This is a genomic window from Microlunatus flavus (genome assembly GCF_900110855.1).
Lineage (GTDB): Bacteria > Actinomycetota > Actinomycetes > Propionibacteriales > Propionibacteriaceae > Microlunatus > Microlunatus flavus.
This window is the reverse complement of record NZ_FOFA01000002.1, coordinates 231,501-249,246: the sequence shown is the minus strand read 5'-3', so window position 1 is coordinate 249,246 and position 17,746 is coordinate 231,501. Positions and strand designations below refer to the sequence as shown.

Here is a 17,746-nt window from a genome sequence, read left to right as displayed (position 1 = left end):
CCCGGTGGCAAGGTGTCCGCCGTACGCCCGGGTCGTCGAGCTACGAGCGGCGGTGGACCGCCCAGCTGCGGATCGTGGCGATGCGCCGCTCGAGGTCGTCGGCGGAGGCGACCGCGGTGGGCGGGCCGCCGCAGGCCGTACGGAGGTCGGCGTGGATGACGCCGTGCGGGCTGCTGGTGCGGTGGTGCCAGGCGGCGACGAGTCCGTTCAGCTCGCGGCGCAGCTCCTTGAGCCGCTCCCCCGCCGTCGCGTCCACCGTGGGCCGCGGGGCCTGGCCGGTCGAGCGTGACTGGGTGTCCTGATGGCGCCGCAGCAGGTCCTTGACCTGGTCGGGCTCCAGCAGGCCGGGCAGGCCCAGGTAGTCCTGCTCCTCCGCGCTGCCGCTGGCCGCGGTCATGCCGAACTCGCCGCCGTCGAAGACCACGCGGTCGAAGTCGGCCTCGCTGGCCAGCGCCGCGAACCCGCCGCCCTCGAGCCGGTCCTCCTCCGACTGCTCGCGCTCGGCCTCGGCGAGCAGGGAGTCGTCGAGGGCGGCGTCGTCGAGCCCGTCGTCCTGGCCGCCGGGGGCCCGCAGCACGTGGTCGCGCTCGCGCTCCATCTCCGCGGCGTGCAGCAGCAGGTGCGGCACGCTCGGCACGAAGACCGACGCCGTCTCGCCGCGCTTGCGCGCCCGGACGAAGCGCCCGACGGCCTGCGCGAAGAACAGCGGCGTCGAGATCGACGTCGCGTAGACGCCGACCGAGAGCCGCGGCACGTCGACACCCTCCGAGACCATCCGCACGGCGACCATCCACCGCTCGTCGGAGTCGGCGAAGGCCTGGATCCGCTTGCTCGAGCCCGGCTCGTCGGACAGCACGACCACGGGCTTGGTCCCGCTGATGGCGTGCAGCAGCTCCGCGTACGCCCGCGCCGCGGTCTGGTCGGTGGCGATGACGAGACCGCCGGCGTCGGGGATGTGGGCGCGGACCTCCGAGAGCCGCGTGTCCGCCGCCTGGAGGACGGCCGGGATCCAGGAACCGTGCGGGTCGAGCGCGGTCCGCAGCGCCTGCCCGGCCAGGTCCTTCGTCATCGGCCCGCCGAGCCGGGCGCTGACCTCGTCGCCGGCGCTGGTGCGCCAGTGCAGGTCGCCGGAGTAGGCCATGAAGAGCACGGGCCGGACGATGCCGTCGGCGAGGGCGGCCGCGTAGCCGTACGCGTAGTCGGCCCGCGAGCGCAGCCCGCCGTCCCCGCTCGACTCGTAGCGGACGAACGGGATGGGGTTGGTGTCGGAGCGGAACGGCGTGCCGGTGAGCATCAGCCGCCGCGTCGCCGGCTCGAAGGCCTCGCGGACCGCGTCACCCCAGCTGAGCGCGTCGCCGGCGTGGTGCACCTCGTCGAGGATGACCAGAGTCTTGAAGCCCTCGACGCGGACGCGCAGGGCGAGCGGGTTGGCCGCCACGGCGGCGTAGGTGAGGGCGATGCCGACGAAGTCGCGCGACGCCTTGCCCTGGCGGACGCCGTACTCGGGGTCGATGTTGAGGTTGATGCGGGCGGCCGCGGCGGCCCACTGCACCTTGAGGTGCTCGGTCGGCGCGACCACCACGACCCGGTCGACGCGGCGGCGGGCGAGGAGGTTCGACGCGACGGTGAGGGCGAACGACGTCTTGCCCGCGCCCGGCGTCGCGACGGCGAGGAAGTCGCGCGGCTCGTCGGCGAAGTACTGCTCGAGGGCCGCGGTCTGCCAGGCGCGCAGCGCGCCGGCGGTGCCCCAGGCCGCGCGGTCGGGGAAGGCCGGGGGCAGCCCGGTGGGGCTGAGCTCGGCGCTCGGGAGGGGCTGGGACATCCGCAGGAGTCTAGGTCGGCCGGGTCAGTGGGCCGGGTCGGTGAGCGACCCGACACGCAGGGAGGCGAGCAGGGCCAGGACGGCGACGACGGCCATGCTGAGCAGCACCAGCCCGAAGGTCAGGGCGAGGTTGCCGCCGGGGTGCAGCGCCCCGAAGATCGTGCCGGCGATTCCGACGAACACGCTGGACCCGAGGGCGTCGCCGAGGTTGAGCGAGGAACCGTTGCGGCCCTGCGCGTCCTCGCTCGACAGCGTGATCGTGGCCAGCGAGGTGCTCGCGGTGGCGAAGCCCATGCCGAGGCCGGAGAAGACCCACGCGAGCGCGATCAGCCCGTACGGCAGCGACGGGACGAGCGCGAGGACGCCGGCGAGGGCGAGCCCGACGGCGACGTTCGCGCAGCCGAGCGTGATCAGCTGGTCTCGCCGCAGCGGGAGCCGGCGCTGCGCCTGCAGGAACGACCCGGTCGTCCAGCCGACCGCGCCCACGGTCAGGGTGCCGCCGGCCAGCAGCAGCGGCACGTGGCGCTGCTCGACGAGCATCAGCGGCAGGAACGCCTCGCCACCGAAGTACGCGCCCGGCAGCAGCGCGCGGGTGAGGATCACGCTCGACAGCCCCCGGCCCAGGCGGAGGAACCCCCGCGGCATGAGGCGCGGCAGCCCGAGCCCCAGGAGGACGAGGGCGACGACGAGCAGCACGAGGCCCGACCAGTCCAGCCTCGTCCCCGCGGCCTGCAGGAGGGCGGCGGCGAGCGCGGTGGCGAAGGCCGCCCAGACCGGGGCCGGCGGGAGGCCGGAGGCGTCCTCGGCCGAGACCTCGGGCATGGGGATTCGCATCATCGCGCGGACCGTGGGCAGGACCATGGCGCCGCCGATCACCGCGAGCGGGATGACGGTGAAGAAGACCCAGTGCCAGGACAGGTGCGAGGTCAGCCACGCCGACACGGGCGGCCCGACGAAGGACGGCAGCACCCAGGCGGTCGAGATGTAGGTGAAGACCTTCGGCCGCTGCACCGGGCGGAAGGCCTTGGCGACCGTGACGAACATGGCCGTGTTCAGCGCGCCACCGCCCAGGCCCTGCACGAAGCGACCCGCGATCAGCTGGACCATCGACTCCGCGGTGCCGGCGACGACGAGGCCGACGACGAAGATCCCGAGGCCGACGAGCAGCGGCCGGGATGGACCCACGCGGTCGCAGACCCGGCCGGCGATGACCGTGGCGAGGAGCATCCCGATGACGAAGAGCGAGAAGGCCCAGGCGTAGTAGGCGATCCCGTCGAGGTCGCGGGCCGCGACCGGCATGGCGGTCGCGACGGCGATCGACTCGAAGGCGATCGACACCGTGATCGTGCAGATCCCGACCGTCAGCGCCCGCTGCGAGAGCGGCAGTGGCGAGCTCCCCTGGTCCTGCTCCCCCGGGAGTGCGTCCTGCTTGCTCATCGCCCTCAGTCCACCACCTGACGGGCCGAAGACGAAACCGGTTCCAGACGCCCTGCGCACGCGGGCGCGCGTACGCGACGCCGTGGAAGGGGTGCCCCCGTGGTCCGACCTCTCTACACTGACCGTCGTGAGTCAGCAGACAGCACCTGGCGCCGAGACGATCGTCGACGAGCGGACCGAGACCCGCGAGTTCCGCGTGGAGGAGGGCGACCACGAGCGGTTCGCCCACTACGTGCCCAAGGAGAAGCTGACCGAGGCGATGGTCATGGGCACCCCGGTGGTGGCCCTGTGCGGCAAGGTCTGGATCCCCAGCCGCGACCCCGAGCGCTTCCCGGTGTGCCCGGAGTGCAAGGAGATCTGGGAGAGCCTGCGCTCCGGCGGCGACAAGGAGTGACCTGCGGGTCATGACGACGGACGGAGGGGGCGCGGGCACCACGGCCCGGCGGCTGGTGCTGCTGCGCCACGCGAAGTCGTCGTGGGCCGAGGCCGGGCTCGCCGACGCGGACCGTCCGCTGAACGACCGCGGCCGGCGCGACGCCGCCGCAGCCGGTCGCTGGCTCGCGGCGGAGGTCGGCCGCCCTGATCTCGTCCTGTGCTCGACGGCGCTCCGCACGCGGCAGACGTGGTCGGGCGCCACCTCCGCGGCCCCGCTGCTGGCCGACGTCCCGGTCCGGTACGAGGCAGCCGTCTACGAGGCGTGGTCGGACACCCTCCTCGACCTGGTCCGCGCGCTGGCGCCCGACGTCCGCACCGCCGTCCTCGTCGGGCACTCCCCGGGCGTCCCCGACCTCGCAGAACGGCTCAACCGCGCCACCGGCACGGGCCCGGTCGGGGAGTTCCCGACCAGCGCCGTCGCGGTGCTCGCGGTCGACGGACCGTGGACCGGGCTCGGCCCGGGCAGCGCGTCCCTGCTGGCGTACGCGGTCCCGCGCGGCTGACCCTCCCCTGGCCCGGGCCGGAGGGCAGCACGAGGAGCGCCGCTGGATCCGGGTCCCTCGATCGCCGGGAGCCGCCGGACCCACGCTCGGCCGGCCCGCCCGACGCGATCGAGCGACCCCTTTTCAGCGAACGGAGCGGCGCCACCCTTCGTACACCCCTGAAGATGTACCAGCGTCGGCACCACCGCTGGTGTCATGGTCTCGGCGCGACTACGCGCCCGACGTGGACGAGAGGAAGGACGACCATGAACCGAGGCCTCATCGGCACGATCATCGGTATCCTGGTGATCATCATCCTCGTGATCGTGATCCTGCAGCTCACCTGACAGGTTCCGCGAGGACACGACAGCAGCGGCTCCCGCACCTGGTGCGGGAGCCGCTGCCTGCTCCGGCGGGCCCGCGGCTGGTGCTCGGCCCGAGCCCGGGTAAGCAGGGTCCATGACCGATCCCACGCAGGACGACCCCCGCCAGATGGACGACGCGCAGCTCGCGGAGGTGCCGGACCCGCCCCAGCCGTCCGACCCGGACCCCGGCCAGGGTCCGGTCGTCGAGGACGACTACGCCGAGGGCAGCACGAACGCCCCCGACGGCGCCGAGCGCCCCGAACCCGCCGGCGAGGACTACGCCGGCAGCGGCTTCTAGCACCCAGGCGCGTCGCTCGCGCCGGCCCGACCCCGGCCGACCACGATTCGTTCGGCTGCCGTTCTCCTGATCGACCCTCCTGCGTTCACCTCGGAGTTCTTAGGTTCCCTCAGTAGTCCTCGGGGGGAGCACAGGTGGGTGGAGCGTCAGCGGTCCGTGCGCGCGGCGTCGTCAAGACGTTCGGCGACGTGGTCGCGCTGGACCACGTCGACCTCGACGTGGAGGAGGGCCAGGTCCACGGCCTCGTCGGGCCGAACGGTGCCGGCAAGTCGACCCTGCTGGGCCTGCTCCTCGGCCTGACCGCGGCCGACCGCGGCCGCCTCGAGGTCCTCGGGACGGTCGTCGGCCGGACCGGGGCGGCGCCGGCCGACGTCGCCGGCTTCGTCGACGAGCCCGGGCTCTACCCCTCCCTCACCCCGCGCCAGAACCTCGCCGCCCTCGCCTCGCTGCGCGACGCCCACGCCGACGACGTGGCGTGGGCGCTCGACCAGGTCGGCCTGACCGAGGTCGCCGACGACCGCGTCCGCGGTTTCTCCCTCGGCATGCGGCAGCGCCTCGGGCTCGCGTCGGCGATGCTCACCCGGCCCCGCCTGCTGGTGCTCGACGAGCCCACGAACGGTCTCGACCCCGGCGCCCGCCGCCAGGTGCACGCGGTCGTCGCCGGTCTCGCGGCGGCCGGCACGGCGGTCGTGCTCTCGAGCCACCGGATGGACGACCTCGCCGAGCTGTGCTCCGAGGTCACCCTCCTCACGACCGGCCGGGTGGTCTTCGCGGGCCCGGTGGAGAAGCTCGTCGCCGAGAGCGGCGAGATCGACCACCTCGTCCGCACCACCGACCCGGCCGCGGCCCGCTCCGTCGCCGAGCAGGTGCCCGGGGTCCGCGTCGTCGAGCCGGGCACCGGCCGGCGCCCCGGGGACGACGCGCTCGTCGTCCGCGGCTCGCTGACCGCCGTCGACGAGCTGGTCGTCCGCCTCGTCTGCGCCGGCGTGCAGCTGCGCGAGCTGGGCCCGGTCGTCGCCCCGCTGGAGGCGGCCTTCCTGGCCCTCACCGGTGACGAGCCCGAGGACCGGCCGGACGACGTCGTGGGGCCGCTCCGGTGAGCGCCGTCGCGACGGCCCCGGCGGTCCGCGCCGCGTCGGCCGTCCGGCCCGCGCCCCTGGTCCGGACGTACCGCTTCGAGCTGCTCAAGCTGGTCACGCAGTGGCGGGTACGCCTCCTGCTGCTGGCCTGCTGGCTCGCCCCGGGAGCGTTCGTGGGGATCGTGAGCCGCCAGAGCGCGCTGCCGGCCGACACCGTCTTCGGACGCCTGATGCACGCGACCGGCTGGTCGGGCGCGCTGGTCGTGCTCGCCTTCGCCTGCCTGTGGGCGCTGCCGCTGCTGACGGCCCTCGTCGCCGGCGACGTCTTCGCCGTCGAGGACCGCCTGGGCACCTGGCGCCACCTGCTGGTCGCGGTGCGCTCCCCGCGGCGGGTCTTCGCGGGCAAGGCGCTCGCCAGCGCGACCGTCATCGGCCTGCTCGTCCTCGGTCTCGCCGCCTCCGGTCTCGTCGGCGGCCTGCTGGCGGCGGGGAACCGTCCGCTCGCCGGGCTCGACGGCTACCCGCTCGCTGGGGCCGGTCTCGCCGGCCGCTACGTCCTGGCGTGGCTGTGCGTGCTGGCCCCGACCGCCGCGTTCGCCGCGGTCGGCCTGCTCGGCTCCGTCGCCCTGGGCCGCTCCCCGATGGGGCTGGTGACGCCCGCGGTACTGGCCGTGGCGCTGGCCGTCGTCCAGCTCCTGCCCCTCCCGCTCGCGGTGCGGCTGGCGCTGCCCAGCCAGGGCTTCACGGCCTGGCGCGGCCTGTTCGTCGAGCACGTGGCGCCGGGTCCGCTGGTCGTGGGCGTCCTCGTCGCCCTGGCCTGGGCCGTGGTCGCCACGGCCGTGGCGTACCGGCTGTTCCTGCGGCGCGACTTCACCAACCCGGCCGACGACGGCTCGGGCCGCCGGCTGGTGCTGACCGGGCTGCTCCCGCTCGCCGCGCTGGCCGCGGTCTCCGTGCTGGTCGTGTCCGTCGCCACCCCCGCCACCGGTTCCGGCGTCGACCGGGCGCGCCTCGAGACCTCCCTCGCCACGACCTACGGGCACCTCTACCGGCTGCAGTCGCAGGAGCTGGGCCGGCCCGACGTCACCGAGGCGCAGCTGCAGAGCAGCGCCGCGTGCGACAAGGGCGGCTCGCTGGTCGAGGACGAGGGCCCCGGCAACGACTGGCGCTGCGTCGTCTCGTGGCACCTGCCGGGCGCGCGGGCCGTCGGCTCCGCGGTCTACCAGCTCGACGTCGCCGCGGACGGCCGCTACGTGGCCGACGGCGACGGACCCCAGGACGTGAACGGCTTCTTCCTCCTCCGGGCGCGCTACGGCACGGCGCCCAACCCCCTCTGGCAGTTCGACGGCCTCGTCGACCTGCTCCCACCCCCTCGGAAGGACTGACCATGCAGGTCACCCGTCGACGCAGGACCTCCAGCGGTTCCGCGTTCCTCCGCCGTCGACCCGGGCGCCTCGTGCTCGTCGGCGTCGCCGCGCTCGCGGTCGCCGGCAGCGGCGCCGCCGACGCCAGCACGGTCTCGCTCGGCCAGCAGCAGGTCGGCAGCACGTACGCCACCGGGCTGCAGATCTCCTCCGACCAGTCCCTCAAGCCCCTCGGGCAGCGGCTGGTCACCAAGTACGGCAAGTTCATGGGTTCGGCGGTCAGCCCGGACGGGCGGTTCCTCGCCGCGTCCAGCGCCGACAGCGGCGTGGTCCTGCAGGTCTTCGACCTCGCCGCGCAGAAGCCCGTGTGGCTGGTCGGTAGCCAGCCCGGCGTGAACACCAAGCTGGACGACCGCACCGTCGGCCAGGAGGGCCCGTCGTTCTCCCCCGACGGCAAGCAGCTCTGGCTGCCGCAGGCGAACGGCTTCACCCGCTTCGACGTGCAGGTCGACGGCTCGCTCACCCGGCCGACGACCATCGCCCTGCCCACCAAGCCGATCACCCCGGACCCGAACACCCAGCTGAGCGCGCTCCAGGCGCTGCCCGGCAAGGCGACGTTCTCCCCCGACGGCACCACCGTCTTCGCGCCGCTCAACGGGCAGAACACCGTCGTGGCGATCGACGCGGCGACCGGCGCGGTGAAGCGGACCTGGCAGGTCGGCATCGCCCCGCGGGCCGTCGTCCTGGTCGGCACGAAGCTCTACGTGAGCAACGAGGGCGGCCGGCAGGCCGTGGCCGGCGACACGACGATCGAGTCGTACGGCACCCAGGTGCCGGCGAACGCCTTCAAGGGCACCTCGACCTCCGGCACGCTCAGCGTGATCGACACCGCCGCCGCCGGGTCGCCGGTCGCCGCCATCCGGGTCGGGCTGCACCCCACCGCGATGTACGCGGCCGGGAACGCGCTGTTCGTGACGAACACGTTCAACGACACGGTCTCCGTGGTCGACACCACCCTCGGCAAGGTCGTGCAGACGATCGCCACCCGGCCGTGGGAGTCGTCGAACGTCGGCTACTCACCGACCAGCGTCGTGCTGACCCGCGACGGGCACCTGCTGGTCACGCTCGCCCGCGCCAACGCGGTCGCCGTCTACCGCTACGGCGGCACGCCGCAGGAGCCGGTGAGCTACCTCGGCCTGCTGCCGACCGACTACTTCCCCGCCGACATCGCCGAGGCGGGCGGCCAGGTCGTCGTCACCAACACGCGCGGGATCGACGCGCGCGGCCCGGAGCAGACGATCAGCAAGGGCTTCGGGACGGTCTCGGCCACCGACCACAACACCCACAGCACGACCGGCTCGCTGACCCGCTTCACGCTGCCCACCGACGCCCAGATCGCGGCGTACACGAAGACGGTCTTCGCCCAGAACGGGTGGACCGGCAGCGACGTGGCCAAGGCGGGCGCCACCAAGGCCGCCCCGGTGGCGGTGCCGAAGAAGATCGGCGACCCGTCCAAGATCAAGCACGTGTTCCTGCTCGTCAAGGAGAACCGGACCTACGACCAGGTCTACGGCGACGACACGCGCGGCAACGGCGACCCGACGCTGGCGCAGTTCGGGGAGAAGGTCACGCCCAACCAGCACGCGCTCGCGCGCCAGTTCGGCCTGTACGACAACTTCTACGACGTCGGCACCAACTCCGCCGAGGGCCACAACTGGGTGATGCAGGGCGACAACCCGGAGTACACCGAGTCGAGCGCCGGGGAGTACCTGCGCAGCTACGACACCGAGAACGACGTGCTCGGCCACCAGCGCTCCGGCTTCCTGTGGACCGCGGTGCAGGCCGCGGGCGGCAGCGTGCGCAACTTCGGCGAGTTCATGGCGTTCGAGAACAAGCCGGAGGCGGCGACCTGGCAGCAGTACTACTGCGCGTCGCAGAACGTCGACAAGGGCGGCGACCCCGCCCAGCTCACCGACCCGGCGATCCGGGTGGACGACCAGTCGCCGATCCCCTCGCTGAACGCGGTGTCCAACCACGACGCGCCGCAGTTCGACACGGCGATCCCCGACCAGTACCGGTTCCAGATCTGGAAGAAGGAGTTCGCCAAGCGGGGTCCGGCGAGCCTGAACATGATGTGGCTCTCCAGCGACCACACCGGCGGCCCGGCCGACCCGCGTGCGCAGGTGGCCGACGGCGACCTGGCGGTGGGCAAGATCGTCTCGGCGATCTCGCACAGCCGCTACTGGAAGGACTCGGCGATCTTCGTCGTCGAGGACGACAGCCAGGACGGCGTGGACCACGTCGACGGCCACCGTGCGCCGGTGCAGATCATCAGCCCGTACGCGCAGCACGGCAAGGTCGACAGCACCTACTACTCCCAGATCACGATGGTGCGCACGATCGAGCAGATCCTCGGCGCGGCGCCGCTCAACCAGAAGGTCGCGGCGGCCACGCCGATGTACGGCGCCTTCACCGACAAGCCGGACCTCACGCCGTTCACCGCGGTGCCCAACCGGGTCCCGCTCACCGAGGGCCTGGTGACGCAGCCGAGCTGCGGGACCGACACGCTCGGCAAGAAGGGCGCCGCGGCGAAGAAGGTCCGCGCGGAGTCCGAGAAGGCGGCGGCCGTGCCGGCGGCCCAGCAGCCGCTGGCCAAGGCCTGGGAGCAGTGGAGCCAGTCGCAGCACCTGACGGGCAACGGGGCGATCCCGGACTACGCCCACCCGGAGCAGCTGAACCGCTACACCTGGTACCAGACGCACGGCTGGGTGAAGCCCTACCCGGGTGACGACAAGCTCTACGCCCCGGCCGACGTGCCCGGCGCGGACATCCCGGGGGTCGACGGGGACCGCTGACCCCTCCCGCCTGGCCCTCCCGCCTGACGACGAGCCGTCGTCGACCCGCACCCGCGGGTCGGCGGCGGCTCTCGCGCGTCAGCGGCTCAGCGGCGAGCCGAGGTGACGGTCAGGGGTACGGCACCAGGTCGAGCTCGGCGAACTCCGCGACCTCGCCCGCCCACCGCGTCTCCACGAACCGCCGGTGGTCGGGGTGCGCGTCGTACGCGTCGTACGCCGCCTGGTCGGCGAAGGTCATGGCGAACTGGAACCGCAGGGTGCTCTTGGCTCCGACCTGGCGCGACACGACGAAGTCCTCGACGCCGGGGATCGCCCGCAGCAGCGCCGGACCCTCGGTGAGGAACGCCTGCTCCTCGGGCGAGCCCTCGGGGTGGACGAGACGGAACGCGACGGTGTGGCGGATCACCGCGTCAGGCTAGCCAGCCCCCGCGCGGGCGGCCGGGCCGCCGGGGGCCAGGCGGCGGGACCTCAGGCGGCGGGGGCCATGTCGACGGAGACCTTCATCGAGGAGTGCTTGGCCTCGGTGAAGATCACGCCGCGCACGGGCGGCACGTCGCCGTAGTCGCGCCCCCACGCCACGGTGGCGTGGGAGGCGTCGGTGAGGCGGTCGTTCGTCGGGTCGAGGTGCAGCCAGCCGGCCCCCGGCACCCACACGCCCACCCAGGCGTGGCTGGCGTCGGCGCCGACCAGGCGCGGGCGCCCGGGCGGCGGCCGGGTGGCGAGGTAGCCCGAGACGTAGCGGCCGGCCAGCCCGAGGGAGCGGAGCCCCGCGACCATCACGTGCGAGAAGTCCTGGCACACGCCGTGGCGCTTCACGAGCAGGTCGACGACCTTCTCGCCGATGATCGTCGAGCGCGGCTTGTAGGTGAAGTCGTCGTGCACCCGGTGCATCAGCTCGGTAGCCGCCTCCCCGAGCGCACGTCTGGGCGTGAAGGACTCCCGCGCGTACGCCTCGACGGCGGCGGGCACGTCGACGTAGGGCGAGGCGAAGGTGAAGTCGGCGGCCTCCCAGGCGTCCGGCTCCTCCGTGCGCACGGCGGGACGGGCGTCCTCCCACGCCACCGCGAGCGCCTCGGGCGGCAGCACAGGCGGCACGACGTCGAGCTGCGTCACCGCCCGCACGACCAGCCGGGTGTGCGGGTCGGTCACGTGGAACGAGGACTTGGTGTTGCCGTAGAGGTCGGTGTGCGACAGCAGGGTCGCCGGCCCCGGCTCCACGCCGACCCGGTGCTCCAGCACCGTCTGCCACGGCAGGTCCCGGGGCGTCAGGTGGAACTGCCCGAAGCTCCCGGTGACGTCGGCGTCGTACTCGTACGTCGTCACGTGCTCGATCCGGTAGCGGGTCATCGTGCCCCTCCCGCCCGACGCTCGCTCGCCGCCCCCGCGAACCGCTGAGGGACGACAGCGCCGAGCCCGATCTGGCTGTCGTCCGTCAGCGTTTCGCGGGGGGCCCCGGGTCCGCGACGGAGGGCCTGCTGCCGGGGCAGCGACTGCTGCGTCGGCGGCGGCTCGTGGTACTGGTCGCGGATGGCCGTCGAGAGGTCGCGGAGCCCCGCGTGCAGCTCGGCGCAGAACGCCTCCAGGGCGTCGCGGCGCGCCGGGAGGTCGGCGTCCGCGCCGTCGTCGGGACGCGTGACGGTGGCCAGCGCCACCGGGTCGGCCGTGCGCACCTGCTCGGCGAGGTTGTCGAGCAGCCGCAGGGGCCGCGCGGTCGGAGAGGTGCTGGGCACCGCCCGCAGGTCGGCCTGCATCCGCTGCAGCTGGTAGGCCACCGAGCGTGGGTTCGACGGGTCGAGCACCATCAGCTCGAGCACCGCCGACACCCCCGACCGCCCGCGGTAGCGGCGCCGGAACGTGACGATCGACTCCGAGCTCGTCAGGGCCGCCTCGACGACGACCCGGTCGACGTCGGGCCCGTAGGAGTCGACCAGGGTCGCCCGCAGCAGGCTCAGGACCTGCAGCGCCCGCTCCAGCCCGCGACCGGTGTCGAGGAGCAGCCAGCCGGGGTCGCGGACCATGTTCTCTCCGGCGATGCCGGTCAGCGCGAGGAGCCCGGAGAGCACCCGCTCCCCCGCCTCGACCAGGTGCAGCCCCTGGTCGCGCGGCTGCCCGGCGAGCGTGCCCAGCGCCCGCTCGACGTCGGCGAGGACCATCCAGACGTCCTCCGACAGCTGGTCGCGCACGCCCTGCGCCGTGGCTCCGAGCGCCGCCACCGACTGCGCCACCGAACCCGCGCGACGCCGGTCGAGCAGCAGCGAGCGCAGCTCGGGCATCACGGCGGCCCGCCGCTCGGCGAGCGAGCCGTCCGGGCCCAGGGCGCCGACGAATCCCGGGTAGGTCGTGCTCACGTGCGTGACCGCGCGCAGCAGCACGTCCAGCGCGTGCCCGGGGCGTACGTCGGCGTCGGTCTCCAGCATCACCGTGCGGCTGACGAGGACGATCCGGAGCAGGTCCTCCGCGCGCTCGGCGTAGCGGCCGAACCAGTAGAGGTCGCTGAGCACGCGCGGCACCATCGCCGCGGCCGCGGCCCCGGGGGCGATGGCGCTCCCCTCGTCGGCGCGGCTGCGGGTCGAGGCGCTGCGCGAGGCCGGCACGGGCTCGCTGCTGACGACCCACACGTCCTTGGCCACCCCGCCGTCGGGCGCGGTGACCAGCGCGCCGCGGTCGGTCGCGTGCTCGTCGTTGGTGCGGGCGAGCCCGCCGAGCATGGCCGTGTACGAGCTGCCGCTGCGCACGGCGAAGGAGCGCAGCACGACGCTGCGGCGCACCAGCGCTCCGCCGGCGTCGGTGTCGTCGGGAACGGTCGGCGCCGAGCTGAGCGGCAGCACCTCCTGCCCGACGAAGCGGTGCGGTGCGGCGTCGATGCGGGCCAGGAGCCGCTCGCGCTGGTCCCGGCTGAGGGCCGACCCGACGACGCTGCGGCCCGCCCCGCGGTTCACCGCCCGGACGACGAGCTCGTCGAGGTGCCCGCGGACGTACGCCAGCCCCTCGCGGTCGCCGCACCACCAGGTGTCCACCGACGGCAGCCGCAGCGGCTCGCCGAGCAGGCGCTCGCACAGGTCGGGCAGGAAGGGCAGCAGGGCCGGGTTCTCCAGCACGCCGGAGCCGATCGTGTTGACCACGCTGACGGTGCCCTGCCGGACGCACTCCAGCAGCCCGGTCACGCCGAGCCGCGAGCCGCCGCGCAGCTCGAGGGCGTCCATCCATGTCGAGTCCACGCGGCGCAGGATCACGTCGACCTGCTCGAGGCGGCCGAGCACCCGCATCCACACCCGGCCGTCGCGGACCAGCAGATCGCTGCCCTCGAGGAGCGGGAAGCCGAGCAGCGAGGCGACGAAGGCCTGGTCGAAGGCGGTCTCGGAGTGCGTGCCGGGGCTGAGGACGACCACGCGGGGGTCCTCGACGGTGCTCGGCGCCGACTCGACCAGCGCCACCCGCATCGCCTGGAAGAACGGGGTGAGCCGGTGCAGGTGGGCCGCGTGGTAGATCTCGGGCAGCACGCGGGACACGACGCGGCGGTTCTGCATCGCGTAGCCGGCGCCCGACGGCGCCTGGGTGCGGTCGGAGATGACCTTCCACGCGCCGGTCGCGTCGCGGCCGAGGTCGGCCGCGGTCATGAACAGGCGCTGGTCGACCACGTGCTCCGCGCCGACGACCGGGCGCAGGTACTCCTCGTGGTCGAGCACCACGGCCGGAGGCAGCTGGCCGCGGGCAAGCAGGCGCCGGGCCCCGTACAGGTCGGCGAGCACCGCGTCGAGCAGCTCGGCGCGCTGGACGACGCCCGCCTCGAGGGTCGCCCACTCCCGGTCGTGCAGCACCAGCGGGATCGGGTCGAGGCGCCAGGGCCGCGGCTGCTCGAGCGCCGGCTGCGCGGCGCCGCTCTCCTCCCGCAGGTCGGCGACCGAGTGCGCCGAGGTCGGGCTCGGGGTGTAGGTGACGTTGTCGTCCTCGAGCAGGCGGGCCACCTCGCGCCGGGCGGAGGCGAGGTCGTCGGTCGCCCGGGCGAGGTCGTCGACCAGGGCGGCCCAGGCGGGACGCGGGGTGCCGTCCGGGGCGGCCAGCTCGTCGAAGGCGGCGCCCCGCTCCGCGTCGACGGGGGCGCCCGCCTGCTCGGCGTCGGGCTGCCGGGCGGCGTCGAGGTAGCGGTTCAGGGGGGAGTCGACCACGGTCACCGGGTCACCGCCGCGCCCGCTGGCGGCCCCACGCGGCCGGGACCCGGCGGCGCAGGTCGAGCGTGAGCGGGGAGTCGCTGCCCTCGACGACGCGCGCGACCAGCTGCTCCTCCAGCGCGTCGACGTCGATCTCGCCCGCCGTGTGGCCCATCGCCTCGAAGCGCCGGGCGCGGCGCGCCTCGGCCTCGTGGGCGTTGACCGGCGGGGTGTCGTACGAGCGCCCGCCCGGGTGGACCACGTGGTACGTCGCCCCGCCGAGGGAGACGCGGTTGGCCCGGTCGACGACCTCGACGTGCAGGGGCGCGTCGATCTCGAGCGTCGGGTGCAGCGAGGACCAGGGCTTCCAGGCGCGGTAGCGGATCCCCGCGACGGCCTCGCCGGGCGTGCCCGTCGCGGTCATGGGCACCGCGACGCCGTTGCAGGTGACGAGGTGCAGCTCGGGGTTGAAGCCGATGACCTTGACCTGGACCCGCTCGGTCGAGGAGTCGACGTAGCGCGCGGTGCCGCCCGAGGTCGCCTCCTCGCCCAGCACGTTCCAGGGCTCGATGGCCTGCCGCAGCTCGATCTCCACCGAGCCCGCCCGCGCGACGCCGATCCGCGGGAAGCGGAACTCGAGGTACGGCGCGAACCACGACTCCTCGACCTCGAAGCCGTGCGCCCGCAGGTCGGCGACGACCTCGGCGAGGTCGGCCATGGCGAAGTGCGGCAGCAGGAAGCGCTCGTGCAGCGTCGTGCCCCAGCGGACCAGGGGCGCCGAGAAGGGTTCCTCGGCGAAGCGGGCGACGAGGGCGCGCACCAGCAGCGCCTGCACCAGCGCCATGTCGGGGTGCGGCGGCATCTCGAAGCCGCGCAGCTCGAGCAGCCCGAGCCTGCCGCGGGCGGAGTCGGGGCTGTAGAGCTTGTCGATGCAGAACTCGGCGCGGTGGGTGTTGCCGGTGATGTCGGTGAGCAGGTGCCGCAGCGCCCGATCGGTCACCCACGGCAGCCCGCGGCGCCGGTGCTCGGGCACGTCGGGACCGTCCGCGCCCTCCTCGGGGGCGAACGACTCGATCTCGGCGAACGCGATCTCCATCTCGTAGAGGTTCTCCGGACGGCCCTCGTCGAAACGGGGCGCCTGGCTCGTGGGACCGACGAAGCGGCCGGAGAAGACGTAGGACAGCGACGGGTGGCGCTGCCACCAGCTGAGCATGCTGACCAGCAGGTCGGGCCGGCGCAGCATCGGCGAGCGCCCGGGCGTGGGACCGCCGAGGGTGAGGTGGTTGCCGCCGCCGGTGCCCGAGTGTCGCCCGTCGATCGCGAAGGTCTCGGTGCCGAGGCGCTGCTCGGCGGCGAGGGCGTACAGGGTGTGGGTGAGCTCGCTGAGCTCCGCCCAGCTCGCGGTGGGGTGCAGGTTGACCTCGATGACGCCGGGGTCCGGGGTGACGAGGAGCGTCGTGATGCGCGGGTCCGGCGGCGGGCCGTAGCCCTCCAGCACGACCGGCGTACCGGTGGCCTGCGCCGCCCGGTCGACGAGCGCGACGACCTCGAGCCAGCGCTCGAGCTGCTCGGCGGGCGGCAGGAACACGTGCACGAAGCCGTCGCGCGCCTGCACGACGACCGCCGTTCGGGTCGGCACCTCGACGGGGTCGACCACGACGGCCTGCGGGCGCCCGACCTGGGCGGACAGGTCGGGGTCGGGCTCCACGTACGACGGTTCACCGGTGTAGTCGGGGTCGCGCCAGGCGACCGACGACAGCGGCAGCCGCGCGCCGGCCGGCGAGTCACCGGGCACCAGCACGAGCCGGCCGCGACGGGTCCGCCACGCCGGGCTGGCCCACACGTCGCCGAACCACGCCGGCACGATCGGCAGCGCCCAGGCCACCGGGTCCGGGGTCGCGGCGTCCAGCTCGGCCACCACCGCCGGGTCCGCCACCACGGGGTCGACGTCGGGCCTCGGGCCCTCCGGCTGGCGCACCTCCACGGCGAGCGCGGCGAGCGGGTCCTCGTAGCAGGGCAGGGCGGTGCCGTCGGGCAGGCCCAGGTCGCGCACCACGGCGTCCATCAGGGCCTGCGCCTGCTGCGCCGCCTCCGGGCTGGCCGTCGACTCGTCGTACGGGTCGGCGAGCCGGGCCGGGTCGCTCCAGACGCGCTCGCCGTCGGGGCGCCACACCAGCCCGATCTGCCAGCGCGGCAGCGGCTCCCCCGGGTACCACTTGCCCTGGCTGCGCTGGACCAGCCCGCCGGCGGCGTACCGCTCGGCGAGGGCCTCGGCGAGCCGGTTCGCGGCGACGCGCTTCTCGGGACCGTCGGCCGCCACCGTCCACTGCGGGCTCACCATGTCGTCGCGGCTGACGAACGTGGGCTCGCCGCCCATCGTCAGCTCCAGCCCGGCCGCCCGCAGGCGCTCGTCGACCGCGGCGCCGGAGCGCTGCAGCGCCTCGACCTGCCCGGGCGAGTAGGGCTTGGTGACCCGCGGGTCCTCGTGGATGCGCCGCACGGTGTTGGAGAAGGAGAACTCGACCTGCGCCGGGCCGGTCGCGCCGGTGATGGGCGCGGAGGACGCGGGGGTCGGGGTCGCGGAGAGCGGGATGTGGCCCTCGCCGGCGAACAGCGCCGAGGTCGCGTCCAGCCCGATCCAACCCGCTCCGGGCACGTAGACCTCGGCCCAGGCGTGCAGGTCGGTGAAGTCCTCGGCGGGCCCGCCCTGCGCCGGGTCGTCGGAGGCGAGCTGGACGAGGTAGCCGGAGACGAAGCGCGCGGCCAGGCCGAAGTGGCGCAGCGCCTCGACGAGCAGCCACGCGGAGTCCCGGCAGGAGCCGATGCCGCGCTCGAGCGTCTGGTCCGGCGTCTGGACGCCGACCTCCATGCGCACGGAGTAGGCGACGTCGGTGTTGACCGCCCGGTTGAGCGCACCCAGGAACGTGATGGTGCGCTGCGGCGTCGTCGTGTCGATGGGCAGCGCGTCGAGCCAGCGGGAGAACGTGTCCCCCGTCTCCTGCGCGGGGTCGGCCAGGTACGGGCGGAGGTCGGCGGCCAGGTCCTCGGTGTAGGTGAAGGGGTAGGTCTCCGCGTACTCCTCGACGAAGAAGTCGAAGGGGTTGATCACGCCGAGGTCGGCGACGAGGCCGACGGTGATCTCGAGCTCGCGCGCCGGGGAGGGGAACACCAGCCGCCCGACCCAGTTGCCGAACGGGTCCTGCTGCCAGTTGAGGAAGTGGTCCGCCGGCGTGACGCTCAGCGAGTACGCCTCGACCGGGGTCCGCGTGTGCGGCGCCGGTCGCAGCCGGACCACGTGCGGGAACAGCTGCGTGGGCCCGCCGAAGCGGTACGTCGTGCGGTGCTCCAGCGCGACCTTGATGCTCACGGGGCGACCCTAACGGGGTGCGGCCACCCCCGGACCGTCGTGGCGAGGGGTGGGAGGTTGTGTGAACGGCGTGTGAACGACCGCGTGACGGACC

13 protein-coding genes are annotated in these 17,746 nt (G+C 74.2%); 7 read left to right on the top strand and 6 right to left on the bottom strand.

Annotation, left to right across the window (positions count from 1 at the left end):
* Positions 1-40 precede the first annotated feature (40 nt).
* Entirely contained in the window at positions 41-1,822 is a 1,782-nt protein-coding gene (locus tag BMY04_RS05545; RefSeq protein ID WP_091178148.1) for a DEAD/DEAH box helicase, read from the bottom strand.
* A gap of 24 nt (positions 1,823-1,846) precedes the next feature.
* The gene (locus tag BMY04_RS05540) at positions 1,847-3,259 is read right to left on the bottom strand and encodes an MFS transporter (protein WP_091178147.1); all 1,413 of its coding nucleotides are present in this window, start codon (positions 3,257-3,259) and stop codon (positions 1,847-1,849) included.
* Between the two features lie 127 nt (positions 3,260-3,386).
* Between BMY04_RS05540 and BMY04_RS05535 the strand changes: the two genes are divergently transcribed.
* The 7 genes from BMY04_RS05535 (at position 3,387) to BMY04_RS05515 (ending at position 10,137) form a co-directional block, all read left to right on the top strand.
* The gene (locus BMY04_RS05535) at positions 3,387-3,653 is read left to right on the top strand and encodes a DUF3039 domain-containing protein (protein WP_091178146.1); all 267 of its coding nucleotides are present in this window, start codon (positions 3,387-3,389) and stop codon (positions 3,651-3,653) included.
* A 10-nt stretch (positions 3,654-3,663) separates the two neighbouring features.
* Positions 3,664-4,197, top strand: coding sequence for a SixA phosphatase family protein (locus BMY04_RS05530; RefSeq protein ID WP_091178145.1), 534 nt, complete (start codon positions 3,664-3,666; stop codon positions 4,195-4,197).
* 164 nt (positions 4,198-4,361) lie between these two features.
* Positions 4,362-4,523 carry a hypothetical protein gene (locus tag BMY04_RS22650; RefSeq protein WP_170854010.1) on the top strand — a complete coding sequence of 54 codons (162 nt, stop codon included), beginning with the start codon at positions 4,362-4,364 and terminating at the stop codon, positions 4,521-4,523.
* A 112-nt stretch (positions 4,524-4,635) separates the two neighbouring features.
* Positions 4,636-4,839: a hypothetical protein gene (locus BMY04_RS22260; RefSeq protein ID WP_139209761.1), complete on the top strand. Its 204-nt coding sequence runs from the start codon at positions 4,636-4,638 to the stop codon at positions 4,837-4,839.
* 134 nt (positions 4,840-4,973) lie between these two features.
* Positions 4,974-5,939 (top strand): ABC transporter ATP-binding protein, encoded by a 966-nt coding sequence (locus BMY04_RS05525; RefSeq protein ID WP_232506126.1) that lies wholly within the window; start codon positions 4,974-4,976, stop codon positions 5,937-5,939.
* Complete coding sequence (locus BMY04_RS05520) at positions 5,936-7,303, top strand: ABC transporter permease (protein WP_091178144.1); 1,368 nt, start codon at positions 5,936-5,938, stop codon at positions 7,301-7,303. The genes BMY04_RS05525 and BMY04_RS05520 overlap by 4 nt, the downstream gene beginning before the upstream one ends.
* A gap of 2 nt (positions 7,304-7,305) precedes the next feature.
* Positions 7,306-10,137: an alkaline phosphatase family protein gene (locus BMY04_RS05515; RefSeq protein ID WP_091178143.1), complete on the top strand. Its 2,832-nt coding sequence runs from the start codon at positions 7,306-7,308 to the stop codon at positions 10,135-10,137.
* A 109-nt stretch (positions 10,138-10,246) separates the two neighbouring features.
* Here the strand turns inward: BMY04_RS05515 and BMY04_RS05510 are convergent, their stop codons facing one another.
* The 4 genes from BMY04_RS05510 to BMY04_RS05495 form a co-directional block, all read right to left on the bottom strand.
* Complete coding sequence (locus tag BMY04_RS05510; RefSeq protein ID WP_091178142.1) at positions 10,247-10,543, bottom strand: Dabb family protein; 297 nt, start codon at positions 10,541-10,543, stop codon at positions 10,247-10,249.
* 62 nt (positions 10,544-10,605) lie between these two features.
* Positions 10,606-11,484, bottom strand: coding sequence for a transglutaminase family protein (locus tag BMY04_RS05505; protein ID WP_091178141.1), 879 nt, complete (start codon positions 11,482-11,484; stop codon positions 10,606-10,608).
* A complete protein-coding gene (locus BMY04_RS05500; protein ID WP_232506125.1) occupies positions 11,481-14,303 on the bottom strand; it encodes a circularly permuted type 2 ATP-grasp protein in 2,823 nt (940 codons plus the stop codon). Before BMY04_RS05500 ends, BMY04_RS05505 begins: the two co-directional genes overlap by 4 nt.
* A 10-nt stretch (positions 14,304-14,313) precedes the next feature.
* Positions 14,314-17,652 (bottom strand): transglutaminase family protein, encoded by a 3,339-nt coding sequence (locus tag BMY04_RS05495; protein WP_091178140.1) that lies wholly within the window; start codon positions 17,650-17,652, stop codon positions 14,314-14,316.
* Positions 17,653-17,746 lie beyond the last annotated feature (94 nt).